Annotated in this window: 16 protein-coding genes and 1 pseudogene; 2 read left to right on the top strand and 15 right to left on the bottom strand. The window is 63.3% G+C overall.

Annotation, left to right across the window (positions count from 1 at the left end; genetic code table 11):
• Positions 1 to 5: 5 nt before the first annotated feature.
• From iolE to NLY36_RS16730, 4 genes are all read right to left on the bottom strand, one after another.
• Complete coding sequence (gene iolE, locus NLY36_RS16745) at positions 6 to 923, bottom strand: myo-inosose-2 dehydratase (RefSeq protein ID WP_023736946.1); 918 nt, start codon at positions 921 to 923, stop codon at positions 6 to 8.
• Positions 924 to 1,066: 143 nt separating this feature from the next.
• Positions 1,067 to 2,917, bottom strand: coding sequence for a 3D-(3,5/4)-trihydroxycyclohexane-1,2-dione acylhydrolase (decyclizing) (gene iolD / locus NLY36_RS16740; protein ID WP_286461241.1), 1,851 nt, complete (start codon positions 2,915 to 2,917; stop codon positions 1,067 to 1,069).
• A gap of 33 nt (positions 2,918 to 2,950) precedes the next feature.
• Positions 2,951 to 4,885 carry a bifunctional 5-dehydro-2-deoxygluconokinase/5-dehydro-2-deoxyphosphogluconate aldolase gene (locus NLY36_RS16735; RefSeq protein ID WP_023736950.1) on the bottom strand — a complete coding sequence of 645 codons (1,935 nt, stop codon included), beginning with the start codon at positions 4,883 to 4,885 and terminating at the stop codon, positions 2,951 to 2,953.
• A 152-nt stretch (positions 4,886 to 5,037) separates the two neighbouring features.
• Positions 5,038 to 5,883 (bottom strand): MurR/RpiR family transcriptional regulator, encoded by an 846-nt coding sequence (locus tag NLY36_RS16730; RefSeq protein ID WP_023672343.1) that lies wholly within the window; start codon positions 5,881 to 5,883, stop codon positions 5,038 to 5,040.
• 213 nt (positions 5,884 to 6,096) lie between these two features.
• Between NLY36_RS16730 and NLY36_RS16725 the strand changes: the two genes are divergently transcribed.
• Entirely contained in the window at positions 6,097 to 7,206 is a 1,110-nt protein-coding gene (locus NLY36_RS16725) for a Gfo/Idh/MocA family protein (RefSeq protein WP_023687403.1), read from the top strand.
• 11 nt (positions 7,207 to 7,217) lie between these two features.
• On the opposite strand, the gene NLY36_RS16720 is transcribed toward NLY36_RS16725, so the two are convergent.
• The gene (locus tag NLY36_RS16720; protein ID WP_023672341.1) at positions 7,218 to 7,916 is read right to left on the bottom strand and encodes a helix-turn-helix transcriptional regulator; all 699 of its coding nucleotides are present in this window, start codon (positions 7,914 to 7,916) and stop codon (positions 7,218 to 7,220) included.
• 126 nt (positions 7,917 to 8,042) lie between these two features.
• On the opposite strand from NLY36_RS16720, the gene NLY36_RS16715 reads away from it, so the two are divergent.
• Complete coding sequence (locus tag NLY36_RS16715; RefSeq protein ID WP_023672340.1) at positions 8,043 to 8,678, top strand: LysE family translocator; 636 nt, start codon at positions 8,043 to 8,045, stop codon at positions 8,676 to 8,678.
• 115 nt (positions 8,679 to 8,793) lie between these two features.
• Here NLY36_RS16715 and NLY36_RS16710 read toward each other — a convergent pair whose 3' ends face one another.
• From NLY36_RS16710 to NLY36_RS16665, 10 genes and pseudogenes are all read right to left on the bottom strand, one after another.
• A complete protein-coding gene (locus tag NLY36_RS16710; protein ID WP_023672339.1) occupies positions 8,794 to 9,309 on the bottom strand; it encodes an SRPBCC domain-containing protein in 516 nt (171 codons plus the stop codon).
• A complete protein-coding gene (locus tag NLY36_RS16705) occupies positions 9,287 to 9,646 on the bottom strand; it encodes an ArsR/SmtB family transcription factor (protein WP_023672338.1) in 360 nt (119 codons plus the stop codon). The genes NLY36_RS16710 and NLY36_RS16705 overlap by 23 nt, the downstream gene beginning before the upstream one ends.
• Before the next feature lie 75 nt (positions 9,647 to 9,721).
• Positions 9,722 to 10,813, bottom strand: a complete 1,092-nt coding sequence (locus NLY36_RS16700) for a 3-deoxy-7-phosphoheptulonate synthase (protein ID WP_023672337.1) — start codon at positions 10,811 to 10,813, stop codon at positions 9,722 to 9,724.
• Between the two features lie 474 nt (positions 10,814 to 11,287).
• Positions 11,288 to 11,710 carry a type II toxin-antitoxin system VapC family toxin gene (locus NLY36_RS16695; RefSeq protein WP_023703750.1) on the bottom strand — a complete coding sequence of 141 codons (423 nt, stop codon included), beginning with the start codon at positions 11,708 to 11,710 and terminating at the stop codon, positions 11,288 to 11,290.
• Positions 11,707 to 11,946 (bottom strand): annotated as a pseudogene (locus NLY36_RS16690) (type II toxin-antitoxin system Phd/YefM family antitoxin); the annotation flags it as partial. The pseudogene NLY36_RS16690 and the gene NLY36_RS16695, both read right to left, overlap by 4 nt.
• A gap of 87 nt (positions 11,947 to 12,033) precedes the next feature.
• Positions 12,034 to 12,828 carry an SDR family oxidoreductase gene (locus tag NLY36_RS16685; protein ID WP_023703751.1) on the bottom strand — a complete coding sequence of 265 codons (795 nt, stop codon included), beginning with the start codon at positions 12,826 to 12,828 and terminating at the stop codon, positions 12,034 to 12,036.
• Positions 12,829 to 12,858: 30 nt separating this feature from the next.
• Positions 12,859 to 13,854: an inositol 2-dehydrogenase gene (iolG, locus tag NLY36_RS16680; RefSeq protein ID WP_023703752.1), complete on the bottom strand. Its 996-nt coding sequence runs from the start codon at positions 13,852 to 13,854 to the stop codon at positions 12,859 to 12,861.
• 113 nt (positions 13,855 to 13,967) lie between these two features.
• Positions 13,968 to 14,750, bottom strand: a complete 783-nt coding sequence (locus NLY36_RS16675) for an ATP-binding cassette domain-containing protein (protein WP_027049093.1) — start codon at positions 14,748 to 14,750, stop codon at positions 13,968 to 13,970.
• 2 nt (positions 14,751 to 14,752) lie between these two features.
• Positions 14,753 to 15,829: an ABC transporter permease gene (locus NLY36_RS16670; protein ID WP_023687413.1), complete on the bottom strand. Its 1,077-nt coding sequence runs from the start codon at positions 15,827 to 15,829 to the stop codon at positions 14,753 to 14,755.
• Positions 15,830 to 15,990: 161 nt separating this feature from the next.
• Positions 15,991 to 16,932 (bottom strand): sugar ABC transporter substrate-binding protein, encoded by a 942-nt coding sequence (locus NLY36_RS16665; protein ID WP_023684065.1) that lies wholly within the window; start codon positions 16,930 to 16,932, stop codon positions 15,991 to 15,993.
• Positions 16,933 to 17,123 lie beyond the last annotated feature (191 nt).

Below are 17,123 nucleotides of genomic sequence, written 5' to 3'. Positions count from 1 at the left end.
TCGCCTCAGGCATTGGGAAAACCCTGCGTTTCCACCGTGTAGCCGGCCGCCGTCATCACCCGCATCAATTCCTTGTGGCCGACCTGCGCCATCTTGAGCGGCGGGTTCTTCTTCGGGTCCTGCTCGGCCTCGACGACGAACCAGCCTTCATAGCCATGCTCGGCGAAGCGCTGCACAATGGCGCCGAAATCGAGCGAACCGTCGCCAGGCACCGTGAAGGCACCGAGCGCCACGGCGTCGAGAAAGGACTGCTTTGTGCGGTCGAGCCCGTCGATCACGCCCATGCGCACATCCTTCACATGGACATGGCTGATGCGCTTGTGGTGGTTGTCGATGGCGCGCAGCACGTCGCCACCGGCAAAGGCGAGATGCCCTGCATCGAGCAGCAACGGAATGCCTTCGCCGGAATGGCGCATGAAGGCATCTAGCTCCGGCTCGGTCTCGACCACTGCCGCCATGTGATGGTGATAGGACAGCGGCATGCCTTGCTCGGCGCACCATTCGCCGAATTCGGTGAGGCGCCTGGCATAGGCCCTCATCTCGTCGTTCGACAATTTCGGCTTGGTGGCGAGAGGCCTGGAGCGATCGCCCTGGATCGAGCGGCCGACCTCGCCATAGACGATGCAAGGCGCATTCACCGCCTTGAACAGGTCGATCATCGGCTGGATGCGATCCTTGTTCTTGCCCATGTCCTCATCGACCAGCGTGCCTGAGAACCAGCCGCCGCACAGCGTCACGTCGGCCTGCTTCAGGATCGGCAGCATGATTTCGGGGTCGTTTGGAAAACGCCGGCCCATTTCCATGCCGGTGAAGCCGGCAGAGCGCGACTGACGCAGGCACTCTTCCAGCGAGACGTCGTCGCTGAGGTCGGCAAGATCATCGTTCCACCACGCAATGGGGGACATGCCCAGTTTGGCTTTCAAGTTTTAGCTCCGGTTTCTTGTTCACCCTCCCGTTGTGGGGAGGGTCGCTGCGAAGCAGCGGGTGGGGTGCGGCGCCAGACCCCCACCCGGACCTGCGGTCCGACCTCCCCACAAGGGGGAGGTAGGGGGCGGGTGCATGTACATCAATCGCCGATTGTCTGCATCTGCCGCTTTTCGTCATAGGCCTTGCGCGCTGCGTTGACCTGCGGCCGTGCGGAGACTTCCGGCACCGCGACATCCCACCAATGGCCGCCGGCATCGGTGGAAATCAGCGGGTCGGTGTCGATGACCAGCACGGTGGTGCGGTCGTTGGTTTTCGACTTTTGCAGCGCGGTCTCCAGGCCGGTGATCGACGGCACCTTCTCGGCAATAGCGCCCATGCTGGCCGCATGCGCGGCGAAGTCGATGTCGGGCAGGATCTCGTGGCGCGCGTCCTTCAAGAGGTTGTTGAAGTTGGCGCCGCCGGTGGCCATCTGCAGCCGGTTGATGCAGCCATAACCCCTGTTGTCGAGCACCACGATGGTCAGCTTCAGGCCAAGCATCACCGACGTGGCGATTTCGGAATTCATCATGAGGTAGGAGCCGTCGCCGACCATGACGACGATTTCCTGGTCGGGCTTGGCCATCTTGGCGCCGAGCCCGCCGGCAATCTCGTAGCCCATGGTCGAGAAACCATATTCGCCATGGTACGAGCCGGGCGCGCCTGCCTGCCAGAGCTTGTGCAACTCGCCCGGCAGGCCGCCCGACGCATTCAGCAAGGTCACGCCGGATCCTAGCGCGCGCTGCACGGCGCCGATCACCTGCGCGTCCGACGGGAAGGCGGCGTTGGTTGACGCCGTCACCTTGGAGGCTTCGGCCTGCCAAGCCTTCTTGCCTTGGGTCGCATTGTCGGTCCATGTCGCCGGTGCTTTCCAGTTCCCCAGCGCAGCACCGAGTTCGGCGAGCCCTTCGGCCGCGTCGGCGACCAGCGGCAGCGCGCGGTGCTTGCCGGCGTCGAAAGGCTGCACGTTGAGGCCGATGATGGTCTTGCCGGAATTCTTGAACAGCGCCCACGAACCGGTGGTGAAATCCTGCAGGCGGGTGCCGATCGCCAGCACGACATCGGCTTCCTCGGCCAGCCGGTTGGCGGCCGACGTGCCGGTGACGCCGACCGCCGCCATGTTCAGCGGATGCGTGTCCGGCAGCGAGGATTTGCCGCCTTGCGTCTCGCAGACCGGAATGCCGGCGCTCTCGGCGAATTTCGCCAGTTCATCCGAAGCCTGCGAATACAGCACGCCGCCGCCGGCGATGATCAGCGGTTTTTTCGCACCCTTCAGCGCGGTGACCGCCGCCGCCAATTCATGGCGGTCCGGGCGCGGACGGCGCTGGTGCCAGACACGTTCGGCGAAAAAGCTCTCGGGATAGTCATAGGCCTCGGCCTGCACGTCCTGGCAGAGCGACAGCGTCACCGGGCCGCATTCCGCCGGATCGGTCAGCACCTGCATGGTCCGCGCCAATGCCGGGATGATCTGCTCGGGACGAGTGATGCGGTCGAAATAGCGCGACACCGGACGGAAGCAGTCATTGACCGTCGCGGTGCCGTCGGAAAAGTCCTCGGCCTGCTGCAGCACCGGATCGGGGATGCGGTTGGCGAAGACATCGCCCGGCAAAAACAGGACGGGCAACCTGTTTACGTGGGCGAGCGCCGCCGCCGTCACCATGTTGAGCGCACCGGGGCCGATCGAAGAGGTCGCGGCCATGAAGCGGCGGCGGAAATTGGCCTTGCCATAGGCGATCGCCGCATGCGCCATCGCCTGCTCATTGTGGGCGCGGAAGGTCGGCAATTCGTCGCGCAGCTGGTACAGCGCCTCGCCGATGCCGGCGACATTGCCGTGACCGAAGATCGCCCAGACACCGCCGAAGATGGGCACTCGTCTGCCGTCGATCTCGGTCATCTGCTTGCTGAGAAAGCGGGTCAGCGCCTGCGCCATCGTCAGGCGGATTGTCTTGCTCATGGTGTTTTCCTCCGCAGTCCTCTTGCCGCGCCTTTATGCTGCTTTACGGCCACGCGCGGCAAGCCACGCTTCGGTCAACTGTTCGAAGCGCGCGGCCATGTCGGCGATAGCCTCGTCATCCGTCATCTTGCCCGCCAGCCATTGTTCGGCGGCGTGGACGAAGATGGTGCGGCCGACAGCAAAACCCTTGACGATCGGCGCCTTGGCGGTGGCGGCAAAGGCCGCTTCCAGTTCGTCCTGCGGCGCTTCGAGACCCAGCAGCACGACGCCACGACACCAGGGATCGTGCTTCAGGATCACCGCTTCGATCTTGGCCCAGGCGCCGGCCGACGCCTGCGGTTCGAGCTTCCACCAGTCCGGCTTGATGCCAAGCGCATAGAGTTCTTCCAGGGCGCGCGGGATGGTCGTTTCGTCGAGCTTGCCGTGCTTGCCGGCGATGATCTCGACCAGAAGCTCCCGGCCGACCTTCCGCGCGGCTTCGAACAGCGAGCGCAGCTTCTGCTGCTGCTCTTCCTTGAGCGCTGCCGGATCGTCGGGGTGATAGAAGCACAGGCATTTGATGCAGTGGTCGACCGGCCATTCCACCAGTTGCGAGCCGATGTCCTGCGAGAACTCGAAGCGCAGCGGCCGCGAGCCCGGCAGTTCGACGGGACGGCCGAGCCAGGCAAAGGGGTGGCGGGCGAATTCGAACATCGCTTCGCGGCCATGCTTCTCATCGATCAGCATGCCATAGCCGTCGCGGCCGGCGGCGACTTTTACCGCGGCCTTGACCGCCAGCACCTTGAAGTCGCGGATGCGCGCCGGGTCGGCGCCGGTCCTGGCGGCGACGTCCTCGAGCTGCACACGGTGGTCGCAGGCGAGCGCCATCATGGAGGGGATGTCGCGGCGGCGGGTCGTCGCCCAATGGATGTGGCTGATCGCCTCGTCCTTGCGCAAAGCGAGGTGCTTGCTGCCGTTCCTGAGGAAGAACTGCAGCTCCTCGAAGGTCGGATATTCCGGCGCGCAGAGCAGCCGCGAGACGGCAAAGGCGCCGCAGGCATTGGCCCAGGTCGCCGACGTCGCATGGTTTTCCCCACCAAGCCAGCCACGCAGGAAGCCGGACATGAAGGCGTCGCCGGCGCCCAGCACATTGTAAATCTCGATCGGAAAGCCCTTGCCGACGATACCGTCTTCCAGATCGTCGCTGATCGGCCCGTCATAGACGATGCAACCCATGGCGCCGCGCTTCAAGACGATGGTCGCCGAGGACAGAGCGCGGATGGTCTTCAACGCACTCAGGCAATCGTCGGCGCCCGAGGCGATCATGATCTCTTCCTCGGTGCCGACGATGAGATCGCAATCGGGCAGCACCGTCTTCAGCTGGGCCGAGACGCGGTCGGATTTGACATAGCGCTCAAAACCTTCGGCATGGCCGGCGAGGCCCCAGAGGTTGGGGCGGTAGTCGATGTCGAACACCACCTTGCCGCCCCTGGCCTTGATGATGCGGATAGCCTTGCGCTGGGCGGCGTCGCTGTTGGGTCGGGAAAAATGCGTGCCGGTGACGACGATGGAACGGGCCGAGGCGATGAAGGCTTCATCGATGTCTTCTTCGGCGAGCGCCATGTCGGCGCAGTCGCTGCGATAAAAGATCATCGGCGAGACGCCTTCGCTCTCGACCGAAAGCAGCACCAGAGCCGTCAGCCGTTCCTTGTCGGTCTTCAGCCCGTCGACATTGACGCCTTCGCGCCGCAGCTGCTCGCGGATGAAGCGGCCCATCTGCTCGTCGCCGACGCGGGTGAGCAGCGCCGAGCGCAGGCCTAGTCTCGCCGTGCCAACCGAGATGTTGGCCGGGCAGCCGCCGACCGATTTGGCAAAGGAGGTGATGTCCTCCAGCCGCGAGCCGATCTGCTGGCCGTAAAGGTCGACGGAAGCGCGACCGATGGTGATGACATCGAGCGTCGCCTGTTTGGCGTCCACGGCTTCGCTCATTGGAACCTCCCGTCGGTCTTGTTGTCTTGAGCAACGTAGTTGGGGGACACGCGCGAGCGGCAGCGTGGCGCCGGGAATATGAAATAATAATTCCAATCCATAGTCAATATGGAATGAGCATTCCTCCGCGAATTCGAGCGCCGGGCGCCGGCCTAGGCCTTACGCTTCTTTCCGGTGCTGCGCCGCTTCTCGCCGACGCCGACGGTGAGCGCCATGGCCAGCGCCATGGTGGCCGACAGCGAGCGGAAGCCGGCGAAATCGGCCTCGGCGACCTCGAACCAGACCTTGGCGAACTGGGCGAGTGGCGAAAACGAACTGTCGGTGATGGCGACGATCGGCACGCCCTGTTCGGAAATGGTGCGGGCCTCCTCGATGGTGGCCGGTGCGTAGGGCGAGAAGCTGATGGCGATGACGGCGTCCGCCGGGGTGGCGAAGGCGACCATTTCGGCATTGAGGCCGGCGGCGGATTCGATCAGCTGGTTGCGGATCTTCAGTTTGCCCAGCGCATAGGCGATGTAGCTCGCCACCGGATAGGAGCGGCGCTTGGCCAGGACATAGATGGTCTCGGCCTTGGCCAGCAGCGCAATTGCGTCTTCCAGATGGGCCTCGTCCAGCGAGCGTGAGATGTCGTTGAGCGAAGTGCTGGCGGCGGCGACGAAGCCGTCGAAGATGGCGCGGTGTCCAGCACCCGCATCGGCCTTGGCGCGCAGCGCCTGCAGGCGTTCGTCATAAGAGGAATTGCGCTCGCGCAGCCGCTCGCGAAACACCTGCTGCAGGCTGGTGAAGCCGTCGAAGCCTAGTTGCTGGGCAAAGCGGATCAAGGTGGACGGCTGCACGCCCGCCGAAGCGGCGATGCTGGCGGCGGTGCCGAAGGCGATGTCATCGGGATTGTCGAGCGCATAGGCGGCGATCTGGGCGATGCGCTTGGGCAAGGTTTCACGGCGATCGAGGATCGTGGCGCGCAGCGTCTCGAAGTCGCGAGGTACCCGTTCGTCCATCGTCGCCCCGTCCAAGCTCATCTAGAGCATGATGCCGAAAAGTGTGCAGCGGTTTTCGGACGACATCATGCTCTCTTTAACTCAAGTGACGTCCTCTCTGCCCCATCATAGCGAGCCTGCGCAAGAAGGCCATAAAAAATGAGGCAGACATTCCATTCGGAGAAGAAATGGACTAATTCATCCATCGATCGCTTCAGGTATTGGGAGAAAGAAATGGTCGGCGTTGGTCTTATCGGCACGGGTTTCATGGGCAAATGCCACGCCATTGCGTGGAGCGCCGTCGGCGCCGTCTTTCCCGATGTCGCCAAGCCGAAGCTGGTCCATCTCGGCGAGGTCAACGAGGAGCTGGCCAAGCGCAAGGCCGGTGAGTTCGGCTTCGCCAAGGCGTCGGGCGACTGGCGTGCCGTCGTCAACGACCCCGAGGTCGATATCGTCTCGCTGACCACGCCCAATCAGTTCCATCCGGAGATGGCCATCGCTATTCTCGAAGCCGGCAAACATCTGTGGTGCGAGAAGCCGATGGCGCCGAGCTTTGCCGAAGCAGCGGCGATGGCGGCCGCGGCGAAGAAGTCCGGCAAGGTCGCAGCGCTTGGTTACAACTACATACAGAGCCCGGCCATCCGCCACATCGGCGCGCTGCTCGAGGAAAAGATCATCGGCGAGGTCAACCATCTGCGCATCGAGATGGACGAGGACTTCATGGCCGACCCCGAAGCGCTGTTCTTCTGGAAGCATGAGGCCGCATCCGGCTATGGCGCGCTCGACGATTTCGCCGTGCATCCGCTGTCGCTGGTCTCGACGCTGTTCGGCCGCGTCGCAAAAGTCATCTGCGACATGGCCAAACCCTATGTCGACCGCAAGCTGGCCAGCGGCGGCCGCCGTGCGGTGGAGACCTACGACATCGCCAGCGTTTTGATGCATCTGGAAAACGGCATTGCCGGCACGCTGCTGGTCAACCGCTCGGCCTGGGGCCGCAAGGGCCGCATCGCCATACAGATTTTCGGCTCCAAGGGATCGATCCTGTTCGACCAGGAGCGGATGAACGAAATCCAGCTCTACGTCACCGCCGATCGCCCGACCGAACAGGGCTACCGCACCATATTGGTGGCGCCGCACCACAAGCCTTACGACGCCTTCCTCCCGGCGCCGGGCCATGGGCTCGGTTTCAACGACCTCAAGATCATCGAGTGCCACGAATTGCTGACGCGGCTTGCCGGCAAGCCGGCACGGGTCATCGAATTTGCCGAAGGGCTGGAGATCGAGCGCACCGTGCACGCGATGGCGAGGTCGTTCGAGGAAGAGCGCTGGGTGGATGTGCGGTAAACCCGCTCGCTTCAGCCGCCAGCGACAGCGTTCGCCTCCCAGCCACTGACCCAGACCTGGCGCAGGCGATCGCCTTCGCCCTTGAAGCGCAGGCCGGTCGCCCGGCAATCCGCGATGCGGTCGCTGCGGAAATTGCGGATGGCCTGGCGCAATTCGCACCAGGCGACGATGTTGGCGGTTTCTGAATAGTAGATCAGCGCGATTGGACGGATCAGCCGCTCGGAGGCGCGGCCGATTTCGTCGCGATAGGACAGGTCGAGCTTTTCCTCGTCGCGGATGGCGCGGCGCACAAGCGCCAGATCGATGGTGCCGATTGCCGGTGCTGCGAACCCCCAGACATGCAGCGCGTTGGCGTCGAACGCCTGGCGCAACGGCGGCGGCACGGCGCTGGCGATCTTGGCGCTGACGCGCTTGGCCGCCTGCTTGAGTTCGCTGTCTCCCGTGCGCTCCAGCAGGGCGAGCGACAGGACGATCGCTTCCATCTCCTCGATCGAAAACATCAGCGGCGGCAGGTCGAAGCCGGGCCGCAATATGTAGCCGATACCGCGCCCGCCTTCGATCGGCACGCGCATTGCCTGCAGTGCGGCGATGTCGCGATAGATCGAACGCATCGTGACTTCCAGCTGCCCGGCGATCATGGCTGCCGTCACCGGCTGCCGCGCCAGCCGCAGGATCTGGATAATCTCGAACAGCCGCGACGCCTTGCGCATTTCCTCTCCCTGATGAACGCTACTGACACATCCCCGTCAGTTGGGATGATTTATTGGACTGCCTATCGGGTTGAAAATCAACAAATTCCTCCACGGCACCCCAGCAGGAAGCGACAGGCAACTGACATGAGCTACGCGGAAAATCTCTGGCTGTTCTTTATCCTGCTGTCCGGCATCATCATCGTACCCGGGATGGACATGCTGTTCGTGCTTGCCAATGCGCTCACCGGCGGCCGCGACCGGGGCCTCGCCGCCACCGGTGGCATCATGGTCGGCGGCATCGTGCACACGCTGAACGGCGCCATCGGCGTCGGCCTGCTGATGCATTTCGTACCGATCCTGTACAAGCCGCTGCTGATAGCCGGCGCCGCCTACATGGCCTTCATCGGCATCTCGCTGATGCGCAGTTCCATCACCGTCGGCCACGACGGGCCCGCCGGCAGCCGTACGGCCTGGAAGGCCTTTCGCCAGGGACTGGTGACCTGCCTGATCAACCCGAAGGCCTATCTCTTCATATTTGCCGTCTATCCGCAGTTCCTGAAGCCGGATTACGGCCCGATCTGGATGCAGGCGACGGTCATGGGCTTGCTGACGATGCTGACGCAGGCCGCCATCTATGGCGGGCTCGCCATCACCGCCGGCCGCAGCCGCAATCTGCTGGTGGCCAATCCGCGGGCGACCGCTTTTGCGGGCCGGGCGGCCGGACTGCTGCTGTTTGCTGTCTCGGTGTTTACGGCATGGGAAGGGTTGAGGGCAGCGTGATCCCGATCAAGCGATGACGCCGCGTTTCTTCGCCTCGGTGCGGCGCTTGCGGATCACTGTCCCGGTCTTTTCGTCGTCGAGGGCGGCAGCTACCCCGTCCGCGAGACCGATGACGTCATGACCGCCTCACGCCCTCGCCCAAGACGACGAGAAGCTCGTCCAATTGCTCGAACGTCTCGCCCATCGCATCCGCCGCCCCGGTACCGGCCGCGTCGAGAGCCTCCTTCGAGGGATAGAGTTCGTGCATGACCAGCAGCGTCTTGCCACCCTTTTCCTCGAAGGTCAGCGTGGTGACGGGTCCACCGTCACCACCTTCCTCATTGGTCCAGACGAGGCGTGAGTGGGGTGTCACTTCGATATACCTGCCGAAGAATTCGTGAAGGTCCGAGGCGTCGTGGCCGAACACCAGGCGGTACGTGCCTCCGGTACGAGCATCCATCTCGCATGAACGCAGGAACATGCCCATCGACTTCGGCACCCACCACTGCTTGAACAGCTCGGGCTTGGTCCACGCCTCGAACACGATGCGCGCCGGACCGTTGACCGTTCGCGTGACGACCAGCTCCCGTTCGGACTTCCGTTCGACCGTGGTGCGGCTGTTCGTGGGCTCACTCTCGGTTCTTTGGCGCATCGGCTTTCTCCTTCCGTTTCAATTCCTCGACAACCTTGTCCAACTCGTTGAAGCGTGCGTCCCAGAGCAGGCGGTGCCGCTCGATCCAGGCCGCCTCTTCCTCCAGTCCGCGCAGGCCGAGCTTGCAGGTCCGCACGCGGCCAACCTTCTGCGTGGTGACGAGCCCCGCCTGCTCCAGGACGCCGACGTGCTTCTTCATGCCCGTGAGGGTCATGTGGAACTTTCCGGCAAGCTCGGTGATCGAAGCGTCTGCGCGTCCGAGCTGCTCCAGAACGCCACGCCGGGTGGCGTCCGAGAGCGCGGCGAACGAGGAATCCAAGTCGGTATACTGAACCATACGGTTCAGTATTTAGCAGACCGGTTGCCGGGGTGCAAGGGGAGCCGCAGCGTCCTTCCCGCGCATCGCCTCGTATCAGGCGGCGCCCGGCCGGTTCTCCATCATGGCGCGGCGGGCTGAGCGGCGCCATTCTACGGCGCCGGCGAGGCCGTGCAGCACCGTCTCTGTGGTCGCCCAGTCGATGCAGCCATCTGTGATGCTCTGGCCATAGACGAGCGGCTTGCCTGATACCACGTCCTGCCGGCCGGCGACGAGATTGCTCTCGATCATGACGCCGATGATACGCTCGTCCCCTGCTGCCACATGGCCGGCGACATCGGCCGCCACCTTCGGCTGGTTCTCCGGCTTCTTGCTCGAGTTCGCGTGGCTGACATCGATCATCAGACGGGGGGCGACGCCGATGCGGGCAAGTTCGACCGAGGCCGCCTCGACGCTCGCCGAATCGTAATTCGGCTGAACGCCGCCGCGCAGGATGACGTGGCAGTCCTCATTGCCGGTAGTAGTCGCAATGCCGCTGCGTCCGCCCTTGGTCACCGCCATGAAATGATGCGGCTGGGCGGCGGATTTCACCGCCTCGGCGGCGATCCTGAGATTGCCGTCGGTGCCGTTCTTGAAGCCGACCGGGCAGGACAGGCCGGAAGCCAGTTCGCGGTGGATCTGGCTCTCGGTGGTGCGCGCGCCGATGGCGCCCCAGGCGACGAGGTCGGCAATGTATTGCGGCGTCGTCATGTCGAGAAATTCGGTGGCCGAGGGCAGGCCGAGATTGTTGACCGCCGACAGCACGTTGCGCGCCATCCGCAGCCCCTTGTCGATGTTGAAGCTGCCGTCGAGATCGGGATCGTTGATAAGGCCCTTCCAGCCGACAGTCGTGCGCGGCTTTTCGAAATAGACCCGCATGACGATCTCCAACCGGTCGGACAGGGTCTCGCGCAGCGCCACTAGCCGGCTGGCATAGTCAACGGCCGCGACCGGGTCGTGGATCGAACACGGGCCAACGATGACAAGCAGCCGGTCGTCGGTGCCGTTCAAGATGGCATGGGTGGCGTTGCGTGATGCGCTCACGGTGCGCGTTGCCGTCAGCGTGCGCGGGATCTCCCGCATCACCTCGTCCGGCGTACTCAATTCTCGGATTTCCTTGACCCGAAGATCGTCTGTGGTGGTCAACACGGCTTTCTGCTCCTGTTTTTAGGAGACCTGCCGGCTGATACAAAAAAGCCGCCAGGTCTGGCGGCTGTTCGGACTTGTTGCTGCAATCTTCAGATCGAGCGCAATCCTCCCGCCGCCAGCGAGCTGCTAAAGTACCAATAGGTGGCGGTCAGGTTGATCATCAGGCGTCATATAGTCGATGCCGAGGCGCTTGTCACGTGGGGTATGCGGAGACAATTCGGGATGGGCCGAATCCTCGCGATTTCGTCATCCCTGGGCGGAGCAGGAGCGAAGCTCCGTCGCGGAGACCCTGGGATCCATTCCGTGACCTGGGCCGTGGAGTGCGGCGGAGCAGAATTCTGGACCGTAGCAGCGCTCTGAAGTCGCGGCATGGATCCTCGGGTCTGCGCTGCGTCGCTACGCTCCTTGCTCCGCCCGTGGATGACGAAGTGCCGGCGGTTTCGCCAATCGCCAACACGTATAACGCGGAGCGGCTCATGCCGTCCAGGGATCGAAGAGTTCAAGCCCAAAGCCTTCGAAATCTTTCGTATTGCACGTTGCCAAGGTGAGCTCGTGCGCAATCGCAGTGGCTGCGATCAGGCCGTCCATCGACGACAGACCACGACCGCGGCGCTTCGCAAGACCCATCAGGTCGCCCCAGGCCAAGGCAACCGCATCGTTCACCGGCAAAACCCGCTGTTCGAAGCGCTGGGGCAGGTCCCGGGCGAGCCATTCGGCCAGCGCCTCGCGTTTGCGGCCCTCATCCATCAGAGAGACGCCGCGCCGGATCTCGGCGATCGACACTACGCTGATGAAGGAGCGGTCCTCATCAAGCTCGTCCAGCCAGCCCAGGACACGTGCGTCAGGCGCTAGCCTCGTCACCTCGGACAGGACATTCGTGTCGAGCAGCAGTCTCACGGCGGCAGGTCACGCGGTTCGTCGCGCTGACGTTCAAGCTCGAGATCGGCGCCGCGCAGCGGCGAGTCCAGCAGGAACTCGGCAAGCGTACCCTTGCGTGCGATCTTGCGCTGCCATTCCTCGGCCGAGACGACAACCACGCTTGGTTTGCCGTTCTTGGTGATCGTCTGCGGCGAGGACTGTGCGCGCTCGATGACCTCGGAGAGCCGGGCTTTTGCCCCGGCAACCGTCCAGTTGGGATGACGTTAGCATCGCATGCTCGTGACTAGCCTGACTATCATGACTATGTGGGAATGGCGATGTTGCTGCAACAGGGTTTGAGGCTACTCCGGCGAGGTCCCCGCGACGTTCTGGTCGTAGTCAACCAGCGAGCCGGTCATGACACCGGATTGCGGGCTGGCCATGTAGCTGATCAGCCGCGCCAGTTGGTCGGGCTTCACCAGTTGGCCCATGGGCTGGCCGGCCTCTGCCTTTGCCAGCCAGTCGTCGGAGGCACCGTGCCATTTCTTCTGCACGATGTCCTCGCCCTCGGTGTCCATCCAGCCCGGCAGCACGGCGTTGCAGCGGATGCGGTTGAAACGATAGGCGTTGGCGACGTTCTTGGTCAGCGTCGCCAGCGCACCCTTGCTCGAGGAATATGGCGCCAGGAAGGACTGGCCGCAATGCGCCGACATAGAGAGCACGTTGACGATCGAGCCCGGCGCCTTCTTGTCCAGCAGATGCGCCACCACGCCCTGCATCAGGAAGAAGGGACCACGCACATTGGTGTGGAAAATCTGGTCGAACACCTCTTCCGAAGTTTCGACAAGTGAACCACGCGCGGACGTTGCGGCGGCGTTGACCAGCGCGTTGATGGTGTCGAAATGCGAGATCGCGGTTGCCACCGCGCGCTTGCAGTCCGCCACTTTCGAGACGTCGGCGCTGATGAAGATCGCATCGACGCCGGCCTTCTTGAAGTGGGCGACCGCCTTGTCGCCCTTCTCCTGCGAGCGGCCGATGAGCGCCAGCGCTTTGCAGCCCTCGTCGGCCAGCGCTTCGGCGACGGCAAAGCCGATGCCTTGCGCGCCGCCGGTGACGATGGCGCGCGTCTTCGAATTGCGATCGGCGGATGTGCTCATCGCTCTGCTCCTGTGCCTTGGTTCCGGTTCTTACTTGTCGAGACGGACGGTCTTGCCTGATGTCGCCGACTTCAGCGCGGCATCGGCCAGCTTCAGCGCCACGAGGCCGTCGGCGCCGCTTGGCGATGCCTTCTTGCCCGAGGTTGCAGCAGTGATGAAAGCGGCAATCTCGATGGCGTAGGCGTCGAGATAGCGGGTCATGAAGAAGTCGTGCAGCGGCGGGCGCGTATAGCCCTTCTCATTGGCGACCTCGATCGACACCGGCCGCTGGTTCTCGGCGGCGACCATGCCCTTGGAGCCATGCACCTCGATGCGCTGGTCGTAGCCATAGGTGGCGCGGCGCGAATTGGAGATGACGGCCTGCTTGCCGGACGCGGTTTCGAGGATGACGCTGACAGAGTCGAAATCGCCCGCTTCGCCGATCTTCTCGTCGACCAGAACCGAGGCATGGGCGCTGACCGCGACCACCTCTTCGCCGAGCAGGAAGCGCGCCATGTCGAAATCGTGGATTGTCATGTCCCGAAAGATGCCGCCCGAGCGCTTGATGTAGTCGACGGGCGGCGCACCTGGATCGCGCGAGGTGATGGTGACCATCTCGACCTTGCCGATCGCGCCGTCGTCGATCGCCTTGCGCACGGCGGCGAAATGCGGATCGAAGCGGCGGTTGAAACCGACCATCAGCGTCGCCTTGGCCTTGTCGACCACCGCCAGGCATTTCTCGACGCGCTTGACGTCGAGGTCGATCGGCTTCTCGCAGAAGATCGCCTTGCCGGCCTTGGCGAAACGCTCGATCAGATCGGCATGGGTGTCGGTCGGCGTGCAGATGACCACGGCGTCGACGTCCTTGGCCTTCTCGATCGCGTCGATGGTGCGCACTTCGGCGCCATAGGCGGTTGCCAACTCGGTCGCGGCCTTTTCAAAAGCGTCGGCAACGGCCACCAGTCTGGCCTGCGGGTTGGAGCCGACGGCGCGGGCATGGACCTTGCCGATGCGGCCGGCACCGAGGAGGGCGAAACGAACAGTCATGGGGTATTTCCTCTAGGGGGATGGGTTCGAGAGAGTTGTGTCTCCACCTTCCTTTTGAGAAAGGTGGCAAGATAATTTTTCGAGCACGCCAGAAAACAGGATGACCATCCTGTTCAGGCCGCGAGTTCCGCCTCCCCGGTCTTGGCGCCGGTGATGTAGGAGACGATGTCGTTGCCGTCGGTGTTTTCCTTGCGCAGGTTGGCGACGATGCGGCCGCGCCGGAAGACGACGATGCGATCGCACAGGTCGAACACCTGGCGCATGTTGTGGCTGATCAGGATCAGCGGTTCGCCATTGTCCTTCAGCGTGCGGATGATGTTTTCGACCTGCGCGGTCTCCTGCACGCCAAGGGCTGCCGTCGGCTCGTCCATGATGATCAGCTTGGAGGCGAAGGTCGCGGTCCGGGCGATCGCAACGCACTGGCGCTGGCCGCCCGACATGTGGCGAATGGTGTTGGACAAATTGGGGATTTTCACTGCCGTGCGGATCAGCGCCGCCTCGGTCGCCTTGCGCATGTATTTGCGGTCGAGGATCGAGAACGGCCCGAGATTGAAAAGCACCTTTTCGCGGCCGAGGAACAGGTTCGACGGCACGTCGAGATCGTCGGCCAGCGCCAGATTCTGGAACACGGTCTCGATGCCCGCCGTGCGCGCTTCGATCGGCCCGGCGAAATTCACTTCCCTGCCGTCGAACCAGATCTGGCCGCTGGTGCGCTGCTCGACGGCGGTGATCTGGCGCACGAAGGTGGATTTGCCGGCGCCATTGTCGCCCATGATGGCGACATGCTCGCCCTTGCGCAGCTCGAAATTCGCGCCTTCCAGCGCATGGACGCCGCCATAGCGTTTGGTCAGGTTTTCGGTCTTCAGGACGATGTCTGTCGTGGAGATATCTGGCATGGTCAAGCCCTCAATGCCCGCATGCGCTGGCGCCATTGGTCGAGAACGACCGCGCCGACGATGATCACGCCCTTGACCATCTCCTGATAGTAGGCGTCGAGGCGCAGGAAGGTGAAGCCGGAAATGATGACGCCGAAGATCAGTGAGCCGATCACGGTGCCGACGATCGAGCCGCGGCCGCCCGACAAAGAGACGCCGCCGATGACCGCCATGGCGATGGCGTCGAGCTCGTACATGACGCCCATGCCGGACTGTGCCGTCAGGTTCTTGGAGGATAGCACGACGGCGGCCAGCGCGGCGAGGATGCCGGCAATGACATAGACGAGGATCTTGTGGTTGGCGATCTTGATGCCCGACATGCGCGCGGCATCTTCGTTGGAGCCGATGGCGTAGCAGTGCTTGCCGTAGCGTGTGTAGGTCATGATCAGCTGGAACAGCACCGCCAGCGACAGGAAGATGATGACCGGCATCAGGCCCTTGCCGATACCAGCGAAACTTTCGGTCGGAAACGAGATCGGCTGACCCTTGGACCACCATTTGGCAATGCCGCGCGCGGTCACCATCATGCCGAGCGTGGCGATGAACGGCGGAATGCGCGTGTATGCAATCAAGGAGCCGTTGACGAGACCGGCGAGCAGACCGCAGCCGATGGCGACCAGCACCGGCACGATGACCGGCAGGTCGGTCCAGCCTTGCGCCAGGAACATCGCCTTGGGGTTGGGGTTACCGTTGACCGTCGCCACCTGGGCAAAACTCATGGCGATCATGGCGGTGGCGCCGACGATCGAGCCCGAGGACAAGTCGATGCCGCCGCAAATGATCACCTGCGTGACGCCGATGGCGATGATGCCGACGATCGACACCTGCAGGATGATGATCTGCAGGCGGGCCTCATTGAAGATCCCGGCGACGTTGTCGCGCGTGTTGAACAGGAAGCTGTCGCCAAGAAAGATGCGGCCGATCATTTCGAAGATGACGACCAGAATGACCAGCGCCAGGAAGACGTTGAATTCGGCCGGCCATGTCCGCCTCTTCGCGTCATAGCTGACCCCGCCGACGCCATGAGATGTCTGTGACATGCCTTGTCCTCCGTGAGGCCGCATTTGCCCTTCCGCCCCTCAGGGCGGTGGGGGAAACGGGAGCGGCGCGGTTGCGCCGCTCTCTTGTTTGTTTGTCGCAATTCCGGACGGAAAACCGCTTCACACTTTTTCCTGGAATTGCTTACGCGTGAGTTGCCGGCTCAGTTCTTCTTCAGGAACTTGTCGATGTTGGCCGGCGTAACCAGCTGGAAGGGCACGTAGACCTTGTGCTCGACCTTCTCGCCCTTGGCGAGCTTCAGTGCCGCGTCGAGCGCGCCGGCGCCCTGGCCGGCCGCATCCTGGAACACGGTGGCATCGAGGTCGCCGGCCTGCATGGCGGCAAGCGCGTCCTGCGTGGCGTCGACACCGCCGACGACCACCGTCTTCATGTCGATGTTGGCGGCCTTCATCGCCTGGATGGCGCCGATGGCGCTTTCGTCATTGTTGGCGATGACGCCGTCGAACGGCTTGCCGGTCGACAGCCAGTTGGTCATCAGGTTCTGCGCTTCGTCGCGGTTCCAGTTCGAAGTCTGCTTGTCGATGATCTTGATGAAGCTGCACTCCGGCGTGGCGATCACCTCTTCGATGTCCTTGGTGCGCTGCACGGCGGCCTGGTTGGAAAGCTCGCCCATGATGACATAGACATTGGCTTCCTTCTTGCCGGCCTCGGTGAACAGGCGGCAGACTTCCTTGGTCTCGAGCGTGCCGGAATCGGCCTCGTTCGACGCGACGAAGGCCTGGTTGTCCGGCAGCGTGTCGACATTGACCGGCTGGCGGTTGACATAGACCAACGGGATCTTGGCGGCGGCTGCGGCGTCCGACATCGCCTGCGTGGCCGAGGTGTCGACCGGGTTGACGATGATGGCGTCGACGCCCGAGGCGGCGAAGTTCTTGATCTGGTCGAGCTGCTTGGCGACGTCGTTCTGCGCGTCCTCGACCTGCAGTTCCACGCCGCTCATGCCCTTGGCCTGCTCGATCATGCCGTTGCGCAGCACGGTGAGGAAGTTGTCGTCGAACTTGGCCATCGACACGCCGACCTTGGCGGCAAAAGCGGACGAACTCATCAGCGCCGCAAAGGCGACGCCCAAAATCAGTTTCTTCATTGTGTTTCTCCTCCACATTGGTGTCCGGCTGCACCGATCTACCCGGAATCCCCGATAGCCCGAGGAATCTCTCCCTGATGCCTTCCTGTTCCGTATGGCGTTTTGTCCAAGCGATGGAACGCCAGGCTCCCAGTTTGAAACAGATGTTCCGGAACGAAAGAACCAAAATACCAATCTGATGAAATATTTAT

The organism is Mesorhizobium sp. C399B (assembly GCF_030323185.1).
In the GTDB taxonomy this organism is placed as follows: domain Bacteria; phylum Pseudomonadota; class Alphaproteobacteria; order Rhizobiales; family Rhizobiaceae; genus Mesorhizobium.
Note: the sequence above shows the minus strand (reverse complement) of the source record. Positions and strands in the feature narration are given on the sequence as shown.